General features: G+C 66.5%; 17 protein-coding genes. 6 read left to right on the forward strand and 11 right to left on the reverse strand.

Annotated features, from left to right (window positions below; genetic code table 11):
- Positions 1-150: 150 nt before the first annotated feature.
- The 4 genes from AB4Z42_RS00155 to AB4Z42_RS00170 form a co-directional block, all read right to left on the reverse strand.
- Entirely contained in the window at positions 151-1,425 is a 1,275-nt protein-coding gene (locus AB4Z42_RS00155) for a pyridoxal phosphate-dependent aminotransferase (protein WP_442007107.1), read from the reverse strand.
- Positions 1,426-1,463: 38 nt separating this feature from the next.
- Positions 1,464-4,490 carry a heterodisulfide reductase-related iron-sulfur binding cluster gene (locus AB4Z42_RS00160; protein WP_442007108.1) on the reverse strand — a complete coding sequence of 1,009 codons (3,027 nt, stop codon included), beginning with the start codon at positions 4,488-4,490 and terminating at the stop codon, positions 1,464-1,466.
- Between the two features lie 245 nt (positions 4,491-4,735).
- Complete coding sequence (iniR, locus tag AB4Z42_RS00165; RefSeq protein WP_442007109.1) at positions 4,736-7,282, reverse strand: isoniazid response ATPase/transcriptional regulator IniR; 2,547 nt, start codon at positions 7,280-7,282, stop codon at positions 4,736-4,738.
- 3 nt (positions 7,283-7,285) lie between these two features.
- The gene (locus AB4Z42_RS00170) at positions 7,286-9,073 is read right to left on the reverse strand and encodes an Hsp70 family protein (protein WP_442007110.1); all 1,788 of its coding nucleotides are present in this window, start codon (positions 9,071-9,073) and stop codon (positions 7,286-7,288) included.
- Positions 9,074-9,303: 230 nt separating this feature from the next.
- Here AB4Z42_RS00170 and AB4Z42_RS00175 point away from each other — a divergent pair, with 230 nt between their 5' ends.
- The 4 genes from AB4Z42_RS00175 to AB4Z42_RS00190 all read left to right on the forward strand — a co-directional run bounded on the left by AB4Z42_RS00175 (position 9,304) and on the right by AB4Z42_RS00190 (position 14,508).
- On the forward strand, positions 9,304-9,816 hold the full coding sequence (locus AB4Z42_RS00175) for an Rv0340 family IniB-related protein (RefSeq protein ID WP_442007111.1): 513 nt from the start codon (positions 9,304-9,306) through the stop codon (positions 9,814-9,816).
- Positions 9,817-10,069: 253 nt separating this feature from the next.
- Positions 10,070-11,068: an IniB N-terminal domain-containing protein gene (locus AB4Z42_RS00180; RefSeq protein ID WP_442007112.1), complete on the forward strand. Its 999-nt coding sequence runs from the start codon at positions 10,070-10,072 to the stop codon at positions 11,066-11,068.
- Between the two features lie 110 nt (positions 11,069-11,178).
- Positions 11,179-13,002 carry a dynamin family protein gene (locus AB4Z42_RS00185; RefSeq protein ID WP_442007113.1) on the forward strand — a complete coding sequence of 608 codons (1,824 nt, stop codon included), beginning with the start codon at positions 11,179-11,181 and terminating at the stop codon, positions 13,000-13,002.
- Positions 13,003-13,014: 12 nt separating this feature from the next.
- The gene (locus AB4Z42_RS00190) at positions 13,015-14,508 is read left to right on the forward strand and encodes a dynamin family protein (protein ID WP_442007114.1); all 1,494 of its coding nucleotides are present in this window, start codon (positions 13,015-13,017) and stop codon (positions 14,506-14,508) included.
- 1 nt (position 14,509) lies between these two features.
- On the opposite strand, the gene AB4Z42_RS00195 is transcribed toward AB4Z42_RS00190, so the two are convergent.
- From AB4Z42_RS00195 to AB4Z42_RS00225, 7 genes are all read right to left on the reverse strand, one after another.
- Positions 14,510-14,986 carry a hypothetical protein gene (locus tag AB4Z42_RS00195; protein WP_442007115.1) on the reverse strand — a complete coding sequence of 159 codons (477 nt, stop codon included), beginning with the start codon at positions 14,984-14,986 and terminating at the stop codon, positions 14,510-14,512.
- A gap of 19 nt (positions 14,987-15,005) precedes the next feature.
- Positions 15,006-15,452 (reverse strand): hypothetical protein, encoded by a 447-nt coding sequence (locus AB4Z42_RS00200; RefSeq protein WP_442007116.1) that lies wholly within the window; start codon positions 15,450-15,452, stop codon positions 15,006-15,008.
- Between the two features lie 40 nt (positions 15,453-15,492).
- On the reverse strand, positions 15,493-16,425 hold the full coding sequence (locus tag AB4Z42_RS00205; protein WP_442007117.1) for an LLM class F420-dependent oxidoreductase: 933 nt from the start codon (positions 16,423-16,425) through the stop codon (positions 15,493-15,495).
- A 62-nt stretch (positions 16,426-16,487) separates the two neighbouring features.
- Entirely contained in the window at positions 16,488-17,054 is a 567-nt protein-coding gene (locus AB4Z42_RS00210) for a hypothetical protein (protein WP_442007118.1), read from the reverse strand.
- Between the two features lie 50 nt (positions 17,055-17,104).
- Entirely contained in the window at positions 17,105-17,725 is a 621-nt protein-coding gene (locus AB4Z42_RS00215; RefSeq protein WP_442007119.1) for a TIGR03085 family metal-binding protein, read from the reverse strand.
- A gap of 160 nt (positions 17,726-17,885) precedes the next feature.
- Positions 17,886-18,203 (reverse strand): hypothetical protein, encoded by a 318-nt coding sequence (locus AB4Z42_RS00220; protein ID WP_442007120.1) that lies wholly within the window; start codon positions 18,201-18,203, stop codon positions 17,886-17,888.
- 146 nt (positions 18,204-18,349) lie between these two features.
- Positions 18,350-20,731, reverse strand: coding sequence for a heavy metal translocating P-type ATPase (locus AB4Z42_RS00225; protein ID WP_442007121.1), 2,382 nt, complete (start codon positions 20,729-20,731; stop codon positions 18,350-18,352).
- A 278-nt stretch (positions 20,732-21,009) separates the two neighbouring features.
- Between AB4Z42_RS00225 and dnaK the strand changes: the two genes are divergently transcribed.
- Positions 21,010-22,872 carry a molecular chaperone DnaK gene (gene dnaK, locus AB4Z42_RS00230; RefSeq protein ID WP_442007122.1) on the forward strand — a complete coding sequence of 621 codons (1,863 nt, stop codon included), beginning with the start codon at positions 21,010-21,012 and terminating at the stop codon, positions 22,870-22,872.
- Positions 22,869-23,498, forward strand: coding sequence for a nucleotide exchange factor GrpE (gene grpE / locus AB4Z42_RS00235; RefSeq protein ID WP_442007123.1), 630 nt, complete (start codon positions 22,869-22,871; stop codon positions 23,496-23,498). Before dnaK ends, grpE begins: the two co-directional genes overlap by 4 nt.
- The last annotated feature ends 5 nt before the right edge of the window (positions 23,499-23,503 follow it).

Here is a 23,503-nt window from a genome sequence, read left to right on the forward strand (position 1 = left end):
CTGCGCCCCAGGGTTGATCAGGTCAGCAACCCGTGGAAGATCTGCGGACCAGCTGCTTTAGTCGTGAAGCGCTGCCAACGAGACCCGTCGGCAGATTCAACTCGCTGAGGCGCGGTTACCCCGGGCTGACGGGGATAAACCTGTGAGGCCCTACTGCCGGTAGCTGACTAGGAAGTTGCCGAGGCGCTCGATCGCGTTGGCCAGATCGCGGGCCCAGGGCAGGGTCACGATGCGCAGGTGATCGGGTGTCGGCCAGTTGAAGCCGGTGCCCTGAGTGACCAGGATCTTCTCCTGAAGCAGCAGATCGAGGACGAGTTGCTCGTCGTCGACGATGTCGTATACCTCGGGGTCCAGCCGCGGGAAGGCGTACAACGCGCCCTGGGGTTTGACGCACGACACCCCGGGGATGTCGTTGAGCGCCTTCCATGCGACGTCGCGTTGTTCGAGCAGTCGTCCCCCCGGCAGGACCAGATCCTCGATGCTCTGATGTCCACCGAGAGCGACCTGAATGGCGTACTGCGCAGGCACATTCGGGCACAGGCGCATGTTGGCCAGAAGACTGATGCCCTCGAGGAAGCTGGCCGCATGTTCCTTGGGCCCGGTGATTACCAGCCAGCCGGAGCGGTAACCGGCCACGCGATAGGCCTTCGACAAGCCGTTGAATGTCAGTGTCAGCAGATCCGGCGCCAGCGTCGCCAGGGTGATGTGCTCGGCGTCGTCGTAGAGGATCTTGTCGTAGATCTCGTCGGCAAGCAGCAGCAGTTGATGCTTGCGCGCCAATTCGACCATCTGCTCGAGGATTTCGGTGCCGTACACCGCGCCGGTGGGGTTGTTCGGGTTGATCACCACCAGCGCCTTGGTGCGGTCGGTGATCTTCGCCTCAAGATCGGCGATGTCGGGCTGCCAGCCCCGGGTCTCGTCGCACAGGTAGTGCACGGGCGTGCCCCCGGCCAGCGAGGTCGACGCGGTCCACAGGGGGTAGTCCGGGGCCGGGATGAGCACCTGGTCGCCGTTGTCCAGCAGCGCCTGCAACGTCATCGTGATCAGCTCGGAGACCCCGTTGCCGAGGTAGACGTCGTCGACGTCGAATCGCGGGAAGCCCTCGATCAGTTCGTAGCGAGTGAACACGGCGCGGCGCGCGGCCTGGATGCCCTTGGAATCGGAGTATCCCTGCGCATGCGGCAGCGCCTGGATCATGTCCCGCATGATCACGTCGGGCGCCTCGAACCCGAACGGCGCCGGATTGCCGATGTTCAGTTTGAGGATGCGGTGACCTTCGGCCTCGAGGCGTGACGCGTGCTCGTGCACAGGGCCGCGGATCTCGTAGAGCACGTCCTGCAGCTTGGATGACTGCGTGAACGTGCGCGGTCGCGGATGGTGTCCGGCCGACTGGAAAGGCACATGGTGCGTAGTCACATCAACCATGGTCTCATTGCCGTCCAGCAAATATCGAAAAACGCAATTCAGCGTTTGCCAGGCGGACGGGCGCCCTTCGCGATGCCCAGGCCCTTGACCGGCTCCGAAGGCGCGTCACCGTTGCCGTCCGAGGACGGTTCGGGTGCCGCGCTGGATTCGCCGTCGGACTCCGCCTCCGGCTGTGGCGAATCCGGTTTCGGAGCGGGTGCCGCGGGTGCCGCCTTCTTGGCGCCGGGCCGCCGGGCACCAGGGGCGATGCCTAGGCCCTTGACCTCCGGCTCGGGCTTGGCGGTTTCGGCAGGCGCTTCGGGTTCGGCGGTCGCGTCAGGCGCCTCCGGCTCAGCCTTTGGCTCGGCCTTTGGCGCCGCGGCCTTCTTGGCTCCGGGCCGTCGCGCGCCCGAAGCAATGCCCAATCCCTTGACCTCGGGCTCCGGCTTGGCCTCGACCTCGGCTTCGGGTGCGGCCGTGGCTTCGGGTGCGACCTCGGCTTCGGGTGCGGCCGTCGATGCCTCCGGCTCGGCCGTCGGCGCTGCGGCTTTCTTGGCTCCGGGACGCTTTGCGCCACCGGCGATTCCGAGGCCCTTGACGGGTGCTGCTGCTTCCGCGGCCGGCTTCTCGGCGGGCTCGGCAGAAGCCGCCGTCTTTTTGGCGCCGGGACGCTTGGCTCCGCCCGCAATTCCCAACCCGGTGACGGGTTTGGTGTCTGCGGATGCGGCCGCGTTGGCCTCCGGTTCGGACGCGACCTCCTCCTCGGCCTCCTGCGGCGCCTCGACAGCGGGTGCGGACGCCTCGACGCGGGCGGCTCGCTCCTCGGCTTCCTTTGCGGCGGTTCCCTTCTCGGGCAGTGTCACGGTGCTCGTGTCGAGCGAGTTCAGCAACAGCTGAGCCACGTCGAGCACCTCGGCCTTGGGGACGTCCCTGGCCGCGGCGACGTCGTCAACGCCGTCGGTGATCATCACGCGGCAGAACGGGCAGCCGGTGGCGATCGTCGAGGCGGTATCCATGGCCTCTTCGGTGCGCTCAGTGTTCACGCGCTTACCGATGTGCTCTTCCATCCACATCCGCGCACCGCCTGCGCCGCAGCACAGGCCCCGGTCTGCGTGACGCGGCATCTCGGTGAGCTTCGCCCCCGACGCGCCGATGAGCTCGCGAGGCGCTTCGTACACCTTGTTGTGCCGACCCAGGTAGCAGGGGTCGTGGTAGGTGATGTCTATACCGCCGTCGGCGGGCTTTACCGGGACCAGCTTCTTGTCGCGGATCAGCTTGTTCAGCAGCTGGGTGTGGTGCAGCACGGTGTAGTCGCCGCCCACCTGTGGATACTCGCGACCCAGCGTGTTGAAGCAGTGCGGGCAGGTGACGACGATCTTGCGGTCCACGCGTTCGACACCCTCGAAGAGATCCGTGAGAGTCTCGACGTTCTGGGCGGCCAGCTGCTGGAAGAGGAATTCGTTGCCAGAGCGGCGGGCCGAGTCGCCGTTGCACGTCTCGCCCTCGCCGAGCACGAGGTACTTCACACCCGCCGTCGCGAGCAGTTCGGCGACGGCCTTGGTGGTTTTCTTGGCCCGGTCCTCGTAGGCGCCTGCGCAACCCACCCAGAACAGGTACTCATAGCCCTCGAAGGACTCGACATCCTTGCCGTAGACCGGAACGTCGAATTCGACCTCGTCGATCCAGTTGGTGCGGTCCTTGGAGTTCTGACCCCACGGATTGCCCTTGTTCTCAAGGTTTTTGAACAGCACGCCGAGTTCGCCGGGGAACTCGGACTCCATCATGACCTGGTACCGGCGCATATCGACAATGTGGTCGATGTGCTCGATGTCGACCGGGCACTGCTCGACGCACGCACCGCACGTGGTGCACGACCACAGCACGTCGGGGTCGATGACACCGCCCTGTTCGAGCGTGCCGACCAGCGGCCGGGTCGCCTGCTCGGGACCCGAGCCCATGATGCGTTCGAACCCCGACTCGGGCACGTGGTGCTCTTCGTCGTGCTTCTCGCCGCCGAGATCCTCGCCGAGACCGCCCTCCGGGGTGTTCTCCAGCGGTCTCTCGATGTCGCCCAGGATGTACGGCGCCTTGGCGAACAGGTGATCGCGAAGGTTCATGATCACGAGCTTGGGAGACAGCGGCTTACCCGTGTTCCACGCCGGGCACTGCGACTGACAACGCCCGCACTCGGTGCACGTGGTCATGTCGAGGTAGGCCTTCCACGTGAAGTCCTCGATCTTGCCGCGGCCCAGCACCGCATCCTCGGCGGGATCCTCGAAGTCGATCGGCTCGCCGTTGTACTCGACGGGCAGCAGCGGGCCCAGCCCGTCGGGCATCCGCTTGAACGTGACGTTGACCGGGGCCAGGCCGATGTGCAGGTGCTTGGAGTGCAACACGATCAGCAGGAAGATCAGCATGACCGCGATGTGTCCGATCAGCGCCACCGTCTCGACCCACTCATTGGCGGATTCACCGAGCGGATGCAGGACCCAGCCCATGAAATGCGAGAAGAAGGCGCCGTTGCCGTAGGGCAGGGCGTTGGTGTTGGCGCCCGCGCCGCGGACCAGAGCGTACGTCCAGATGACGTTGAAGATCATGAACAGGATCAGCCACGCGCCGCCGGTGTGCGAGCCGTAGAAGCGGGAATCGCGGCCGTGCTTCTTGGGTTCGCGAACGACACGGATGATCGCGAACGTGATGATGCCGAGCAGCACCGCCACGGCGAAGAAGTCCTGCAGGAAACCCAGTGCGTCCCAGCGGCCGACGATCGGGATGTGGAAGTCGTGATCGACGACCTGGCCGAAGGCCTCGACGTAGACCGAGCCGAGGATGAAAAAGCCCCACATCGTGAAGAAGTGGGCGATGCCGGGGATCGACCACCGCAGCAGTCGGGTTTGCCCGAAGACCTCTTCGAACTGGGTGGTGATGCGCTTGCCGAGGTGGTCTTTGCGGTTGTTCGCGACGCTGGTCTTGGCGCCCGACCGGATGAGGTTCGTCAGGAACAGGACGCGCTTGAGCGCGAATACCCCGACGACGGCGAGCATCAGGACCACGACGATGATCCTGATCAGCATCTGGGTTTCCACCGCATGCCTCCCGTTCCTAAGTTACCCATCGGTAACTTAGCCAATGTTACCCGTCGGTAACTTTCGCTAGATGCCTGCTCATAGTTACACCTTGTGGAGAAACAAAGCTACGCAGGTTTACCTAACTAGCGTTCGCCGGTGCGACGGCTGGGCAACCCGTTGCCGCGTTTTCGCCGTAGGCGGCCTCGATTTCGGGGTCCCGATCGGTGCCTGTGTGGGTGTGGTCACAGGCCGGCCGAAAGGGGTCAATTCTGCGGCGTGACCATCGCGCGCAGCATCGACAACATCTCCGACCGAGATTCAGCGCCCAGTCGCCGGCGAATCCGTGCGACGTGATGCTCGACGGTTTTCGCCGAGATGAACAGCTGCGTTCCGATGTCGCGATACGGCATGCCCAGCAGCAACAGCTCCGCCACTTCGCGCTCGCGGTCCGACAACCTCGTCGACGAGGGGCGGGTCAGACCGGGGCGGGCGTCGACCATGGTGGCGGCGTCGACGCCCGGCGACGCATCGAACGCGGTGGCCTGTTTGAGGTCGCGGGCAAGCTGCAGCATGGCGCCCGAGACGCGCGCGTCGGGAGTATGTAGAGCGGCCTGGCCTGCCAGCCGGGTGGCATCCCAGGTGAGGCCGAACTGCGACAGCGAGCGCGCCGCGGCACTCACTTCGTCCGTGTCGACATGGTTGGCGAGCACCCGCAGCCAGGTGCGGCCCGCGTGGGCGAGCGCCTTGGCGAATGCACTCTGGCCCGCCGCGGCGGTGAGCGCCTGTCCGTGCGGCGCGACGGCGTCAGGCGAATTGGCCAGGATCCCCGCGTGCACGCCTGCCCAGTGCAGCGGCACCGACCACAACAGCGGGTTACCGAGCGAGTTCAGCAGCGCGAACGCCTCGTCGAGGGTGTGTTGCAGCCGGTCGACCTGCCGCAGCCGGGCCGCCGCCACCCACAGCTCGCCCAGCGGCAGCAGCGAGAACAGGTCCATCGAGTATTCGGCGAGCACCTCGGCCGCCGCATACCAGTGCTTCTGTACCGCCCCGCTGTCGCCGCTGCGACGCGCGATCGCCGTCTGCAGCGCCGCCGACCACAGCGCATCGCGCCTGTGCAGCATCCCGGTCGAATCGGTGTCGGCGGTGACCGCGGTGACGTCAGCAGTAGCCGCGGGCAGGTGACCGTCGAGCATCCGCACCCAGCCCTGGAGCAGGCGGTGTCTGCGCGCGATGAACGCAGTGTTCTCCGGGCTGTCCTCGAGCGAGACGCGCACGGCACGGCCGATCACGCTGCGGGCCCGCACCGGATCGCCGCCGTGCAGGGCCGCCAGCGTGACAAGCGCCGCGGGGGTGTCGGGTGCCACGCCTGTCGGCTGCGGTTCGGCCGTGATCGACTGGCCCAGTCGGGCAACCGCCGAAGAGTAGGGCCCATCGAGGGACAGCAGCAGTCCCTCGGCCAGACTGCGCGCCGCGCGTGACGTCGACGTCGGCGGGCCGGCGCTCTCGGCGCCCAGCGCAGCGCGCGCAGCGGACAGGTCGCCGACGGCCAGCGACACGACGGCACCCGCCGCGCCGACGAACGCGTCCGGATATGGGCCCAGCCAGCGGAACAGGTCGGCGGCCTGGCCGGCTCTCCCGTCATGGGTCGCGATACTGGCCGCGATTCGGACCGCGGCTGCGCGTTCGGCCGGATCGTCGGAGCCGAGCAGGTCGTCGGCGATCCGGCCCGCGGTCGTGCAGTCACCGGTCAGGGCGAGTGCATCCGCCAATCGCGAGTTGAGCTTCGTCGACCCCGCATCCGCGGCCGCACGGTAAAGCCTTGCGGCCCTTGCGGGTTGGCCATGGTTGTCGGAGGCCAGTACTTCCAGCGCACTCGCCAGCCGGTCGTCGCGCAGTCCATGCTCGGCCAATCGCAGCGCGAGATCGTCTGACAGCGTTGACGATTCGATCTGGGAGACGAGCAACGCGATCTCGGTATCGTGATGCCGCGCGGTGCCGATGATCTGAGCGATGCACCGGTGCACCGAACGCAGGAACATGTGACTGTGCGACGGCTCGATCAGTCCGCTGGCGCGGGCGCGGTCCACCAAGTCCTGGGCGTCCTGCGCCGAGACCCGCAGTGTCGCCGCGACGTCATCCGGCCCGAGTTCGGGGCTCAGCGATGTGACCAGCAAGGTGTCCAGTACCGGCTCGTCCAACCGGCGCAGTCGCTCGATCAGGCCGAAGCTGGCTGCCTCCGCGATCGCGGTCGCCGGTGCCTCACCCTCGCGAGAGGCTGCCGCGGCGATGGCCGGCTGCAGCAGGAAAGGCAGCCCGGCCGTCGAAACCATCACCGCGCGGATGAAGTCGGTTGTCGGTGCGGCACCCAGGATTTCGGTGGAGATACGCGTGACATCGGGCAGGCCGAGGGTGCCGATCGACACGATGGGGTTCTCGCGTTCGATTGCGGTGGCCAGGGCGCGCAAGGCCGGCCGATGCGCGAGGGGTTCCGTCGCGACGACGACCGTGGAGGCGGGATCGGCGACCCGGTCGACGAGCTGTTCGAGTTCGCCGTCGTCGAGCAGATGTGCATCGTCGATCACCACTGCGGCGCTCGGATCGTCGCCGCGACGGGGCGGCCGGGTGAGCACCGGCACCCCCGCCGTCCGCAGCGCGCTGCGCACCGCGGCGAGTACGGAGCTCTTTCCGCTGCCGATGCCGCCGGACACCAGGATCTTGACCGGATCGGCCGGCGCAGCGATCAGCGCCGCGACGGTGTCACGCGCCGACGGCGGGATCTCGGTCGATGGCTCCGGCGCCGGCTTCGGCATCGATCACGACCCGTCGTCTGGAATCACCACAGTCGTCGTGATGATCGGCTCTTCAGTCGTCGTCGGGGGAGGCGGGGTGGTCGTAGGGGGGGTGGTGGTGGGCTGGGTCGTGGTCGTTGTCGGCGGGGTGGTCGTCGTGGTGGTGGTCGTCGTTGTCGTCGTCGTAGTAGTCGTGGTGGTCGTGGATGACGGCGGCGACGTGGTCGTGGTGGACGACGAAGGGGGAGGCGGCACCACCGTGGTGCTCGGGCGGCCGTCGGACCCCGTGACGGTGATGGTCTCCGACGTGGCGGGGGGACCCGCGGGTGAAGGGCCGGTTTCGACCGTCGTCGCCGTCTCGGTCACCGGACCGTTGGTGCCCGTGCTGCTCGTCAACGTGACCGCAAGACCACCGACGGCCAGCAGCACGGCGGCCGCTGCGGCCCCGAACAGAATGGTGGGCCGCTTGTACCAGGGCAGCGGTCCGGGTTCCGGTGTGAAGCCTTCCTCTTCATGGCTGAACTCCATCGCGGGGCGGGCCGCGCTGGTGGCCGCCTGGTCGAAGGTGTAGTCCTCGCCCGCATACGGCACGGGCTCACCGCCTGCGGGTGCGTCGTCCTGCGACCAGGCCAGCGCACGGAACGTCGACGACCCGGGTGCGTCGGCCGCCGCCTCGCCCGCCGCCGCACCGGCCGCTGCCGCTCCGGCGGCTCCGGCGACCCAGCCCGCGGTTGGGGCCATCCCCGTCGGGGCGTCGGCCGCGGTGGCCATTCCGGTTGCCGCATCGGCACTTTCGGCCAGCACCGCTGCGCCGGCGGCCACGCTCAATTGTGACTGCGGGGTCGTGACGACGGGAGCGCGCAGGCGCGTCGACAGTTGCTGGGTGACCAGCGGGATGTTGGCGCCTCCGCCGACCGTTGCGACCGCGGTGATGTCCGAAGCCGCGATGTTGTTGCGCTGCAACGTTTCTTCGACGGTGTCGAGGAGCCCGTTCAGCGGCGCGGCGATGAGTTGTTCCAACTCGGTGCGTGTCACACGCACATCGGACGCGAAGCCGGGCAGGTTGGCGTGGACGGCCGCGGCCGTCTCGGCGGACAACTGCTCCTTGGCCACCCTGCAGTCGTTGCGCAGCCTGGCCAGCGAACCGACCGCCGCCGTGCTCGCGGGATCGGCGTCGTTGGCTTCCGCGATGCCGGCCACCACATGGTTCAGCAGAGCCTGATCGATCTGGTCGCCGGAGAAGTCCGGATATCGGACCGTCTGGCCGATGGTGTCGAAGTTGGCGTCGGCGTTGGCGAGCGTGACGCTGGTACCGCTGCCACCGAAATCGCACAGCACCACGACACCGTTGGAGGGCAGTCCCGGCGCTGACTGCAATGCAGAGAGGGCGGCGACGGAATCCGGAACCAGGGCCGGAACCACGCCGTCGGGTGCCAGGCTCGGCCTGGCGCGTAACGCGCCGCGCAGCGCACCCACGGTCGCAGCGGTCCAATGCGCGGGCACCGCGATCGCGATGGGTGCCCCACCGTCCACCGTGCGGGCCATCGCGTCGAGGGCTTCGACGAGCACCTGCTCCCCGCGGCGGGGCGAGCCATCAGCCGCCACCAACGGCACCGGGTCGCCCACGCGCTCGACGAATCCGCTCAGCACCATTCCGGGCTGGTTCAGGTTGGGGTTCTCGGCTGGGACGCCGACTTCGGCGGCGCGATCCTCGAACACGGTCAGCACGGAACGTCGCATGACTGGGGGACGGCCCGTGCGAGCCGCCACCAGGTTGGTCATTCCAATCGACAATCCGAGAGAGTCGCTCATCTCCACCTCTGCGTTTCGGCCGAACCCCACGATAGCGGCTCAGCACTCCAATTCCCGGCACATCCCCCTATGCCGCAAAAACCCCTAACGTCGAGCCCCCTAATGGCCCGGCGACAGTGGTGGGTTTCGCACCGATCTCTGCATCGACATCCGTCGATAGCATCATGGGCAGGCCATCAGGCTCGCATATCTCTAGCCGCTTATATCTCCGACGGGAAGGAGGGTGTTTCATGGCCAACGAGCTTCTGGACTTCGTGATGTCGCTCGTGCGAGATCCCGACGCCGCAGCACGCTACGCCGAAAACCCGGACCAGGCCATCTTCGACGCCCACCTCACCAACGTGACCAGTGCCGACGTCAGCAACCTGATCCCGGTCGTCACGGAGTCGCTGGGCACAGTCGTGCCGACCACAGGCGCCGAGGGTATCGCCGACTTCGCGGACAACGTCTGGGCGAGTGGCGCCGCGACGGCCGCGTTCGACGCATTCGACGATCAAGTGCCAGTTCAGGCCGTCGACGACGTGCACACGGTGATCACCGACTACCCGGGTGTGGACGACTCGCCCGGCGCCGACGCGGGAGTACCCGGTGTCGTCGGCTCCGACGATGCGGCGCTGCATTTCGACCAGCCCATCATCGACGACCTGCCGATGGTCGAGCTGCCGTCCCACGGCGATTTGCACGACGCCGTCATCGAGGTCGCCGATATGGATTCCGACCCGTCAGGGTTCGACCTCTTCTAGTTCTCACAACCCATCACCACGACGACTGCGCGGCCCGAATGGGCCGCGCAGTCTCGTTTTCGTGCCTGGCGGCCGCCACCCCCTAACAACCCCCTAATCCCCTAACGGAGGCCGCGGCCACAACCCGGCATGCCCCGGCACAAGGAGGGGTTTCGACCCCGTTTCGAGGGGGTTCGGAGATCCATAACGTGGTCATCACATCGCCGGCCAGCCCGGTGACAAGGCCCCGACAACACAAGCAAAGGACACCGAAATGACGAACGTAATCGACTGGCTCCTGGACCTCTTCCGCGATCCCGTCCGCGCCCAGGAATTCATCACCGACCCGGCCCGCTCCATGGCGGCGGCCAACGTCTCCAATGTGAGCGCGGCTCAGATGCAGGCGGTCGCCGCCACGGTGGCGCCCGCAGCGGTCCTGCACGGCGGCGGCGATCCCGTCTTCGGACTCCAGCAGGCCGTTGCCCAGACCCACGGCATCGCCTTCGCCCCGCAGCGCCAGACCGACGTGCTGTCGAACAACGACACGCTCAGCCACAACGACACCCGCTTCATGAGCCCCGAGACCCACATGGCCAACACGGCGGGTGAGGACCAGCAGCAGGGCGTCGGCAACTTCGACCTGGACTTCGGTGACATCACCTTCGGCGACAAGACCACCAACACCGCCAACGACGGCGGCGTGGTGAACACCGGAACCGCAGGCGACATCGACACGACCAACGTCGAAGGTGACGGAAACGTGGTCGGCGACGACAACGAGAACGTCAGCACCGGCGACATCGACGACTCCAACGTCAACATCGGCGAGGACAACGACATCGACGACAGCGGCGATCAGACCGCGGGTGGCGACATCATCTCCGACAACGACGGACCCGTCATCAACGACAACGACATGAGCGGCGGCAGCGGCGGCGGGGCGGCAGGCGGACACGGCGGTGGTGGCCTGATCGGCATCGGCAACGATGGCGGCGACGCGGCCGGCGGCGCAGGCGGCTCCGGTGGCGGCATTGTCATCGTCGACAACGACACCACCAGCGTCGGCGGAAACCAGACGACGGTCGACGGCGACGCGTCCGGCGACGTCTCCGGCGGGTTCGCCGTCGTGGACAACTCGGGCCAGGACTCCACGGTCGACAACTCGATGGACAACTCCGGCCAGGACCACTCGGTGGACAGCTCCGTCGACAACTCGACCCAGGTCAGCACGAGCCTCGACGTCGACAACTCGGTTGACGCCAGCCTGTTCTGACCCGCAGCACGAAACACCGCAGCTGGCGGGGATCGAAAAGCGATCCCCGCCAGTTTGCACATCTACCGTGAGTACTGAGCAATTCTCGGTACCACCGACAGAGGGACTTGATGACGCAACCCGGTGAGCCGGCCAGACAGATCAAGGTCATCGTCGAGCTGATCGACCACACCAGCAGGATCGCCGATACGAACGAACGCGGCGATCTGGTCGAGCGGCTGGCCAGGGCCAAGGCCCGGATCAGCGATCCGCAGATCCGGGTGGTGATCGCCGGGCATCTCAAGCAGGGCAAGAGCCAGCTGCTCAACTCGCTGCTCAACGTTCCGGTATCTCGTGTCGGCGACGACGAGAGCACCGTGTTGCCGACGGTGGTGTCCTACAGCGAGAACACCTCGGCCAAGCTGATCGTCGCGCAGCCCGACGGCGCGGAGCCCGAAGAGATCGAGATCCCGATGGCCGACATCAAGACCGACCTTCGGCGGGCCCCGCAGGCGGGCGGGCGCGAGGTGCTGCGGGTCGAGGTCACCGCCGCCAGCCCGCTTCTGAAGAACGGGTTGGCGTTCGTGGACACTCCGGGGGTCGGCGGTCATGGTCAGCCGCACCTGTCGGCGACGCTGGGCCTGTTGCCCGACGCCCACGCGCTGTTGATGTGCAGTGACACCAGCCAGGAGCTCACCGAACCCGAAATGACCTTCATGCGGCAGGCTTTCGAGATCTGCCCGGTCGCAACGATCATCGCCACCAAGACCGATCTGTATCCGCACTGGCGCAGGATCGTGGAGACCAACAAGGCCCACCTCGACCGTGCCGGCCTGTCGGTGCCGATGATCCCGGCGTCGTCGCTGTTGCGCAGCCATGCAATCCAGCTGAACGACAAGGAGCTCAACGAGGAGTCAAACTTCCCGGCGATCGTCAAGTTCCTCACCGAGCAGGTGCTTTCGCGGCAGAACGACCACATTCGCGACCAGGTCGTCGCCGAGATACGTTCGTCCGCCGAACATTTGACCCTCAAAGTCAGCACCGAGCTGGCGGCGCTGAACGACCCGGATGTCCGCGACAGGCTGAAGGACGAACTCGAGCGGCGCAAAGAAGAGGCCTCCGATGCACTGCAGCAGACGGCGCTGTGGCAGCAGGTCCTCAACGACGGAATCGCCGATCTGACGGCCGATATCGACCACGATCTGCGTGGCCGTTTCCGGATCATCGGACAGCACACCGAGAAGGAGATCGACTCCTGCGACCCGACGCAGCACTGGGCCGAGATCGGCACGGAGCTCGAGAACGCCATCGCCACGGCGGTGGGGGACAACTTCGTCTGGGCATACCAGCGCGCCGAAGCGCTCGCCGAGGAGGTGGGCCGCACCTTCATGGAGGCCGGCCTCGAGGTGATCAAGATGCCGCGGATCGATGCACGAGAGATGGGCGCGAGCCTCGGCGAGATCAAATCGCTGGCCGATCTGGAGGCCAAACCGGTCGGCAAGGTGCGCAAGGTCACGATGGGTATGCAGGGGTCCTACGGCGGCGTGCTGATGTTCGGCATGATGACGTCGTTCGCCGGTCTCGGCATGTTCAACCCGCTGTCCCTCGGCGCAGGTCTGCTGATGGGACGCAGCGCGTACCGGGAGAACATGGACAACCGGATGACGCGAGTGCGCAACGAGGCGAAGCTGAACACACGCAGGTTCATCGACGACGTCTCCTTCGTCGTGAACAAGGAATCGCGGGACCGGCTCAAGGGAATTCAGCGACAACTGCGCGACCATTACCGCGGTATCGCCAATCAGACGACACGGTCGCTTAACGAATCGCTGCAGGCGACGATCGCCTCGGCGAAACTCGAGGAAGACGAACGCAATACCCGCGTCAAGGAACTCGAGCGGCAGCTCAACATCCTCAACCAGGTGATGGACAATGCGGAAAAGCTGACGACCTAAGCTGGACACTCGATGAGCACGAGTGACCAGGTGCGCGGCATCCTGGGCGGGACCATCCAGGCCTACCGCTCCGATCCCGCTTACGCGCAGCGTCCCGATGTGCACAACGAGCTGGACTGGATCGGCCGCAGGCTCAATGAGCCGATCCGTATCGCGCTGGCGGGGACTCTCAAGGCCGGCAAGTCGACCCTGGTGAATGCCCTTGTGGGAGAGGATATTGCACCCACCGACGCTACCGAGGCCACCCGCATCGTCACCTGGTTCCGGCACGGCCCGACGCCGAAAGTGACCGCCAACCATCGGGACGGCATGCGGTCTAACGTGCCGATCGGCCGCGACGCCGTCGAAGGTGGTCTCACCTTCGACTTCGCCCGCCTCGATCCCGAGGACGTCGTCGATCTGGATGTGGAGTGGCCCGCCACCGAACTTTTCGACACCACGATCATCGACACGCCCGGGACGTCGTCGCTGTCCCGCGATGTCTCGGCGCGCACGTTGCGGCTGCTGGTGCCCGACGACGGCGTACCCCGCATCGATGCCGTGGTCTTCCTGTTGCGCACCCTGAACGCCGCCGACATCGCGCTGCTCATGCAGATCGGCGAGCTGGTCGGGGGTTCGGCCGGTGCGCTCGGGGTGATCGGGGTCGCCTCCCGAGCCGACGAGATCGGTGCGGGCCGGATCGACGCGATGCTGTCGGCCAAGGATGTGGCGGCACGGTTCACCAACGAGATGGACAAGACCGGCATCTGTCAGGCGGTGGTGCCGGTGTCAGGGCTTCTCGCGCTGACCGCACGCACGCTGCGGCAGAGCGAGTTCGTCGCGCTGGAGAAGCTCGCCGGTGTCGACGCAGGCGAACTGACCAAGGCAATGCTGTCGGTGGACCGATTCGTCCGCGAGGACAGTTCGCTGCCCGTCGACGCCGCGACGCGGGCCGCATTGCTCGACCGGTTCGGAATGTTCGGCATCAGGATCTCGATCGCCGTGTTGCGCGCCGGAGTCAGCGATTCCGTTGCCTTGGCCGACGAGCTGCTCGAACGCAGCGGCCTGGTGGCCCTGCGCGACGTGATCGACCAGCAGTTCGGTCAACGCTCCGATCTGCTCAAGGCCCACACCGCGTTGATGTCGCTGCGGCGGTTCGTGCAGAACAACCCGATCTACGCGAGCCAGGCGATCATCGCCGACATCGATCCGCTGCTTGCCGATACCCACGCGTTCGAGGAGTTGCGGCTGCTCAGTCAATTGCGTTCTCGTGCAACGACATTGAACGAGGAAGAGATCGCTTCACTGCGCCGCATCATCGGCGGCTCCGGCACCGACGCCGCCAGTAGGCTCGGCCTGCAACCCGATGCGCCGTACGACGGTCCCCGCGCCGCGTTCGCGGCCGCGCAGCGCTGGCGCCGGCGCGCCGAACACCCGCTCAACGATCCGTTCACGACGCGTGCCTGCCGGGCGGCGGTACGTAGCGCCGAGGCGATGGTCGCGGAGTACGCGGCACGCGGCCGCTGAGCTACGGAGCCGGCGGCGTCACCGTTTCGGTGACCGTGCTGGTCTCCGTGCTCGTACTGATACTCGTGCTGACGCTCGTCGTCGGGGACGTCGTCGTCGTTGTGGTGGTCGGCGGTGTGGTCTCGGTCGTGGTGGTAGTCGCCGTCGACTCGGTGGTCGTCGGCGTGTAGGTCTCTGTCACGGTCTTCGGCGCCGATGTCGTCGTGGAGGGGGACGCCGAGCGCGACGTCGTGGTGAGCGGAGTCAGCGTGGTCTGTTCGGAGGGCTCGTCACCGCCGGTGACGAGTCTGGCCAGTCCGAACACGATCAGCGCGACCACCACCGCACCCAGTGCGCCGAACCCGACGAGCGCGGCAGGTTTGCGATACCACGCAACCGGGTCGCCTTCCGGCGGACCGGGCGGATCGCCGTAGTTGGCGTAGACCGTCGGGTCGTCGTCCGGATGATTCTGGTCGTCGGGAGGTCCGTATCGCGCCACGGGCACCGATAGTAGGCGCTCAGGGGAAGGGATTGAGCGTGCGCGTCACATTGGTGCGCGGTCGTTGCCGTGACGTTCTGGTGGTCGGCCGATCTTCCTCCTCGGTTTCGGTGCGTGCTGTCGTCTGCTCAGTGGACGTTTCGCTGCTCGAGGTCGTCGATGACGACGAGGAACCCGAGGTCGTCGAGGATCCCGAGGGCCCGTCGATGTCAGTGGTCTCCGGGGGACTGGTACTCGTGATCGTCTGGGTGGTGGTGGCGGTGTCCGTTGGCGACGCGGTCGCGGAATACGTGGGATCGACGAAATCGATGGGCGCCTGCTCCGTTTCCCCGAACTCGCGGGCCACCGCCATCGCCGCGAAGATCAGGACGCCGACCACGACGAGCGCGATAAGGCTGGCCCCGACCACCGCGGAGGTGCGGTTGTGCCAGGGCTGCCCGTCGTCATCGTCATTCCGGCCGGCCACGGCCACCGATGGTATCCGCGACCTGCACGTCCTGCCCTGTTCAGCGGAGCTGCGGGATCACCTCTGCAGCGAAGAAGTCCACGTGGTCGAGGTCAGACATATCAAGTACCTGCAGGTACGCCCGCTGCACGCCGAGCTGCAAGTAGGCGCCGAGCTTGTCGGCGATCTCCGCCGGCGTCCCTACCAGCGGGGAGTTGCCGCGTAACTCGTCGACCTCGCGGCCGATCGCGGCGGCACGCCGCGCCACATCCTGGTCATCGCGGCCGGCGCACACCACGAACGCCGCCGAATACGTCAGCGACTCGGCAGACCGCCCGGCATCGTCCAGCGCTGCGGCGACCCGTTCGAACTGGGTTCGGGCCACGTCCAGCGGGGCGAACGGAATGTTGAACTCGGCGGCGAATGCCGCCGTCAGCGCCGGTGTGCGCTTGGCCCCCGCCCCGCCGATGATGATCGGCGGATGCGGGGACTGGACGGGTTTGGGCAGCGCAGGCGAATCCGCGACGGTGTAGTGGGTGCCCGAATAGTCGAACGTCTCGCCCGCCGGTGTCGTCCAGAGCCCGGTGATGATGCTCAGCTGTTCGGTCAGCCGGTCGAACCGTTCACCCAGCGGTGGGAACGGGATGGCATAAGCCTTGTGCTCGGCTTCGAACCAGCCCGCGCCGAGGCCCAATTCGACGCGGCCGCCGCTCATCTCGTCGACCTGCGCGACCGCGATCGCAAGTGGGCCGGGGTAGCGGAAGGTGGCCGACGTCACCAGCGTGCCGAGCCGGATCGAGGTCGTCTCGCGGGCGATGGCGCCCAGAGTGACCCAGGAGTCGGTCGGTCCTGGCAGGCCGTCACCGCTCATCGCGGTGTAGTGGTCGGAACGGAAGAACGCGGAGTACCCGGCGTCCTCCGCGGTGCGGGCGACCGCCAACTGGTCGCCGTATGTGGCGCCCTGCTGGGGCTCGACGAAGACGCGAAAATCCATGGACGCCAGCGTAGGCGTTAGCCCTGGGCGAGCCCGGCGGTCACCGCGCGAACTGGCGCGTTTCAGAACACCTCGACGCCGGAGGTGTTGATGAAGATGCCGTGGCCGGTGCCGTCGTTGGTGAACCGGGTGCCGTCGCTGTCCGCCGCGATCGTCCAGCCGAGCGCGCTATAGGTCTCGTAATCCAGCGTGACGGCGGGAATGTTGCCCAGGTTTCCGGCGACCCAGCGCATGCTGCCGTCGGCGGTGACGCTCACCCCGTTGGCGGGCATGCCGTTCACTTCGATCGAGTTGTCGAACTCCGACTCGCAACCGACCTCCTCCCGAGAGATCTGGCAGCGCGTCTTCCCCGACTTGGTCTCGACGAACACATAGCCGGACTCGTCGGGAGGCAGCGTTGTCCCGCCCGGCTGGTTTGTGGGCGGTGGCGGAGACGGTGGCGGCGTCGCACTGGTGGTCGGCGTGGTTCGCGTCGGCCTCGTCGTCGGGAAGCTCGGCTCGGTCGGCCCGGTCGGTGACCCACCGGATGCGACGGGATCGCCATCGATGGTCGAGGCGCAGCCGGCGGCCAACACGGTCGCGGACAGCAGAAGACCTACGGCGAGGCCGACTTTCGCCCGGTGCGACATGCGGCAAGGCTACGCGTCGATCACCCCGTTAGGCGTCAGCGACGGCCGTGTCACAGCCCCCGGCGTGCAGCGCGGACCGCCTGGGCGGCCTGCGCATCGGAGAAGGTCAGTCGAGCCTCGTCGCGGCCCGCCACGAACAGTGTGAGCTCCCCGATATCGCCGGTGACCGTGAGATCGGGGCCGTGTCCGACGACGGCGACCGGTTCGCCGTTGCCGGTCAGAAGCGTCACGCGAGCCGGCACCTTCGCCATGGTCAGCCGCGCCATCATGCCGAGCGGCCGTCGCAGCGCGGCGATGGTCTCGGCATCGAGAGTGCGTGGCTCCCAACCGGCTTGGGCCCGGCGCACGTCTTCGTGGTGGATGAACATCTCATCCATGTTGGCGACCGCGTCGAAGAGCTTGAACGGTGACAGCAGCGGCGGTCCGGACGAGATCTTGTCCACCAGCTCGTCCCAGCCGGTGGACGCGGCGGTCTGCCGTTGCACCTTGTCGGTGTAACCGGCGAGGAAGGGGATCGCAATACCGGGTGCGGCGTCGAGCCTGCGCTCACGGACCACCAGGTGCGCCGCGAGGTCACGGGTCGTCCAGCCCTCACACAATGTCGCCGCATCGGGTCCGGTCTCGCTCATGGTCGCCACCAGGGCGTGGCGCTCACGTTGGGCTGCAGTCATGCCCGAGACACTAGAGCGGTGCCATCTCGGTGTATCCGTCGGCCGCTACTTCGGCATCGCCGCAGAGGTGACGGTGCAGGAAGTCCGCTTGCAGGATTTCGATCTCCGGTATCAGCGCCGCGATGCGAGCGGCGTACCTGCTCGACGCCTGTTGGGACGCTTACGGGCGCGGAGTAGTCGTTGGAGAATTCGGTTGATCCGGACGCCATTGGCCAGGCCCCATCTGCCCGGGTGACCAGGGGCCGTTCGGTCCCATCATCCCCGGTGCCATCATGCCGGGACCAGGTGTTCCGTGGTAGCGGCCGTGAAAGCCACCGCCATCGGTAGTGCGGCCGATGAAGAATCCCGAAAAGAACACCACCGCAACGATGAACACTGCTGCGGCGGCGATACCCGCCCAAGCTAAGACCTGGATCGCGGTGCCGCCCTGACGGGTCGCGGAGCTGCGCGGCGGTGACGGCTCAAGTTGATCTGTCATCGTGTGGGTTCCTCCCGCTAGCCATGCGTGACTGAGACTTAGCGTGCACCCTCATGGCGGCGACGAGTAGGGCCGATTGTCCACATCGCGGCCCCTCAAAGTCCTCGTTCGGCGGCAAAGGCTTGTTCGTCGAGAAAGGTCGACCGTCAACCGCTATTGGGGACAGCGGCACCGCGAACGTTGAGGGCGAATCGCGCATCGTCGTGCGAGTCATCGTCGGCAAGCGTGAAGTAATTCTCTTCTTCCTGCAGGAAGTGCAATCGCAACACGGCGTGCAGTCCGTAGAGGCACGCGAGCAGGTCGTCCACTTGGTCGGGCTGGATGCCGTCGTGCGCCTGCGCCGCGGCGAGGTGCGCTCCGATCCGGTCGGACAGCCTGCGGATCTCTGCGTGCGTACGACTCATCGTGGCAGTTGCCTCTCCGCTGCCGAGCGGCTCTGCCAGCGCGGGGTAGAGGCGGCTCTCCTCGGCCTGCTCGTGCGGCAGGATTCGCTCGGTGAGGAAGGCGTGCGCACCAATGAGCGAATCCAACGCTGCTTGATCCGCACCCGCGACGATGCGGTCGGCGGCCGCGCGCAGCACGTCGACGGTGTCGCGCAGTTCCTCGTGTTCGGATGCGAAGCGCCGCAACATGTCCTCTGTGCCAGAGGGTAGGTCCACTTGGACCGCCGGGTTGCCGCGAAGGGCGCGAAGTGCGTTGAGGATCACGGCGACATCGATGCCCTCCTGAAGCAGTGCCCCTGCAGCGGGAGGTAACCAGCCAAGCGAAGCCACTGCCATCGCCGCAACCGACAGTGTCATACCGACAACAGCACTCTGTATGGCGATCCGCCGCGACCACCTGGCCATGTCCATCGCGTCGGCGAGGCGGTCCAGACGATCTGTGGTCAACACGATGTCGGCGGCTTCCGACGATGCCGTCGCACCCCGCGCGCCCATCGCGACACCTACGGTGGCCGCAGCCAGTGCGGGAGCGTCGTTGACGCCGTCCCCGACCATCACAGTCACCGCGCGCTCCCGCTCGGCACGCACCGCGGCCACCTTGTCGGCCGGACTCTGCTGGGCGTACACCTCATCCAGTCCGAGGACGGTGGCGACTTCGCGGGCGGGTTCGGCGCGGTCGCCCGTCAACATGACCAGCCGGTTGAAGCCGGCTGCCCGCAAACGCCGCATCGTTCGAGGTGCCTCTCGACGTAACGGATCTCGCAACAGCACGGCACCCGCCAGATCCTGATCCACGCACACCCATGCGATCGCGGCTGAATCCAAGCGTGCGCGGTTTACCGCAGCGCGTCCCCAATCTGCTTCCGTGCCATCGCTGGTCAGCTTTCCCACCTGGATTCGGTGACCGTCGACTGTGCCCGTGACACCGCGGCCCGCCTCCTCGACGACTTCATCGGGCAGCGACAACCGGTAACCCCGCGTTGCGGCTTCGGTCACGAGTGCCTCGGCAAGTACGTGCGGTGACATCTGGTCCAGGGATGCTGCCAACCGAAGAATTTCTGCGGCATCACGTCCCGGTGCAGCCAATACATCCACGACAACGGGGCGCCCCATCGTAAGAGTTCCAGTCTTGTCCATTACCAAAGTGGCTGCGCTTCCAAGGCTTTCCAAAGCGCCGCCACTGCGGATGACGACGCCGTAGCGAGACGCGCGTGACAGTCCCGACACGATTGCAACCGGAGCGGCAAGCAGCAACGGACAGGGTGTCGCCACCACCAAGACAGCGACTGCGCGAACTGCGGATCCGCTTGCAAGCCATGCTCCACCGGCGACAAGAAGCGTGAGCGGCAAGAACCACGCCGCGTAACGGTCGGCCAATCTCACGATCGGCGCGCTTTCCGCCCCCGCCTGCTCGGCCAGTCGCACGACGCCCGCGTACGTGCTGTCCTGCGCGGTCGCCGTGGCCCGCAGCTCGAAGGCGGCGCCCGCGTTGATCACACCGCTACGAACCGGATCGCCCGCAAGTCGTTCGACCTGCAGAGATTCACCGGTGAGAACCGATTCGTCCAGCACCGCCACTGCACCGACGACGCGGCCATCCACCGGGACGATCTCCGCGGGGCCGACCACCAACAAATCACCGACCGACACATCCGCGATCGGAATGGCCGTCACCTCGGCGCCGACCCTTCGTCGAGCGAATCGGGGAGCGTGCTCAAGCAACGCTCGCAGATCATGTGATGCACGACGCTCCGCGGCGGCTTCGAGGGCGCGCCCACCGGCCAGCATGACCGCTATCAGTGCACCGGCCAGATACTCGCCGACCAGGAGCGTGCCGACCAATGACAGGACCGCGATCAGGTCGACACCCACCCGCCCGCGTCGTAGTGCCGCGACGACCCACAACGTCGCCGGTATCACCGCAACCGACGTTCCGACAACCCAACAAACGTCGGCCAGGTCATGGCGCCCCGCCAGCCACGCGATCCCACCAGTCGTCAGCGCGGCAATGGTGAAGACCACCAGAGAAGGCCCCACCAGCAATCGCCACCGTCCGCCGTTCAGCCATGACGGTGTTCTAACCATGTACGTAATTTTGTCTCTGTGATGGGCCGCGGCCTAGCGTCTGAGGACCAACTCCGCGCGCTGAAGGGCACATATTCCAGGGGCGAAAGTCCCTACACGCGGACGCGAACGAGGTACATCGCAGAAGTTGCGGGAACAAACCCGGTCAACCCGCCGTTGAGCCTTTCGATAGTTGAGTGTGATTGACTCAAGTCTGGGTTGACAAGATAAGGTTGGCCGGAGCAGTCTTGAGTGCGGTGCACTCAGACCCATAGATGGACTAAATCAGGAGGAAAACCATGGCTCGTGCGGTCGGAATCGACCTCGGGACCACCAACTCGGTCGTCTCGGTACTGGAGGGTGGCGACCCCGTCGTCGTCGCAAACTCCGAGGGTTCCCGCACCACGCCGTCCGTCGTCGCGTTCGCGCGCAACGGAGAGGTGCTGGTCGGCCAGCCCGCCAAGAACCAAGCAGTGACCAACGTCGACCGGACCATCCGGTCGGTCAAGCGTGAAATGGGCACTAACTGGTCCGTCGAGATCGACGGCAAGAACTACACCGCCCAGGAGATCAGCGCGCGCGTGCTGATGAAGCTCAAGCGCGATGCCGAGAGCTATCTGGGCGAGGACATCGCCGACGCGGTCATCACCGTGCCCGCGTACTTCAACGACGCCCAGCGCCAGGCGACTACCGAGGCCGGCCAGATCGCCGGACTCAACGTGCTGCGCATCGTCAACGAGCCCACCGCCGCGGCCCTGGCCTACGGGCTGGACAAGGGCGAGAAGGAACAGACCATCCTGGTCTTCGACCTGGGTGGCGGCACGTTCGACGTCTCGCTGCTGGAGATCGGCGAGGGTGTGGTCGAGGTCCGCGCCACTTCGGGTGACAACCACCTGGGCGGCGACGACTGGGATGACCGCATCGTCGAATGGCTCGTCGACAAGTTCAAGGCCACGGCCGGCATCGACCTGACCAAGGACAAGATGGCCATGCAGCGACTGCGTGAGGCTGCCGAGAAGGCGAAGATCGAGCTCTCGAGTTCGCAGAGCACCTCGATCAACCTGCCCTACATCACCGTCGACGCGGACAAGAACCCGCTGTTCCTCGACGAGCAGCTGACCCGTGCCGAATTCCAGCGCATCACACAGGATCTGCTTGACCGCACCCGTAAGCCGTTCCAGTCGGTGATCGCCGACGCCGGCATCTCGGTGGGCGATATCGATCACGTGGTCCTGGTCGGCGGTTCCACCCGCATGCCCGCGGTCTCCGAGCTGGTCAAGGAGATGACCGGTGGCAAGGAGCCCAACAAGGGCGTGAACCCGGACGAGGTCGTCGCCATGGGCGCCGCGCTGCAGGCCGGCGTGCTCAAGGGCGAGGTGAAAGACGTTCTGCTGCTTGACGTCACGCCACTCTCCCTCGGTATCGAGACCAAGGGCGGCGTGATGACCAAGCTGATCGAGCGCAACACCACGATCCCGACCAAGAGGTCGGAGACCTTCACCACGGCCGACGACAATCAGCCGTCGGTGCAGATCCAGGTCTTCCAGGGTGAGCGCGAAATCGCCGCGCACAACAAGTTGCTCGGTTCCTTCGAGCTGACCGGTATCCCGCCGGCCCCCCGCGGCGTGCCGCAGATCGAGGTCACCTTCGACATCGACGCCAACGGCATCGTGCACGTCACCGCCAAGGACAAGGGCACCGGCAAGGAGAACACGATCCGAATCCAGGAGGGCTCTGGCCTTTCCAAGGAGGAGATCGACCAGATGATCAAGGACGCCGAGGCGCACGCCGAGGACGACCGCAAGCGTCGCGAGGAGGCCGACGTCCGCAATCAGGCGGAATCGCTGGTCTACCAGACCGAGAAGATCGTCAAGGAACAACGCGAAGCCGAGGGCGGATCGAAGATCCCCGCGGACACGCTGGACAAGGTCGATTCCGCTGTCGCCGAGGCCAAGTCGGCGCTGGAGGGAACCGATATCGCCGCCATCAAGTCGGCGATGGAGAAGCTCGGCGTGGAAGCCCAGGGCTTGGGTCAGGCGCTCTACGAGGCCACCCAGGCTGAGCAGACCGCCGGTGCCGCAGGCGAGTCGGCGGCCGGTCAGGCAGACGACAACGTCGTGGATGCCGAGGTCGTTGACGATGATGACCAGGAGCGCAAGTGAGCCAGAACGATTCGCACGAGCCGGTGACCGTCACCGACAAACGGCGCATCGATCCGGACACCGGCGAGATCCGTGAAGCCGCGACCGGGCCGGCCCCTAGTGGGTCGGCCCCGGCCGCGGGCCAGGGCGAGTTCGCCGGCGAATCTCCGGAGGAGATGGGCAAGGCCAATGAACTTCTCGCAGATCTACAGCGGGTGCAGGCGGACTTTGCCAATTACCGCAAGCGGGCGTTGCGGGACCAGCAGGTCGCGGCCGACCGCGCCAAGGCGTCGGTGATTTCGCAGTTGCTTCCGGTCCTCGACGACCTCGACCGGGCGCGTAGCCACGGTGATCTGGAGGGTGGGCCGCTGAAGTCGGTCGCCGACAAGCTAGCGACCGCTCTTGAGGGACTGGGCCTTTCGGGTTTCGGCGACGAGGGCGACGATTTCGACCCGGCGCTGCACGAAGCCGTGCAGCACGAGGGCGACGGCACCCACCCTGTGGTCGGCACCGTTATGCGTCGGGGGTACAGGGTCGGCGATTCGGTGGTGCGTCACGCGCTGGTTGGCGTGGTCGACACGGTGCCCGATGCAGCCGAAAACACCGACCCGGCCTCGCAACAGGCCGCAGAATCAGACAACGACTAGATACA

The sequence above is a fragment of the Mycobacterium sp. 2YAF39 genome (assembly GCF_052114565.1).
GTDB lineage: Bacteria > Actinomycetota > Actinomycetes > Mycobacteriales > Mycobacteriaceae > Mycobacterium.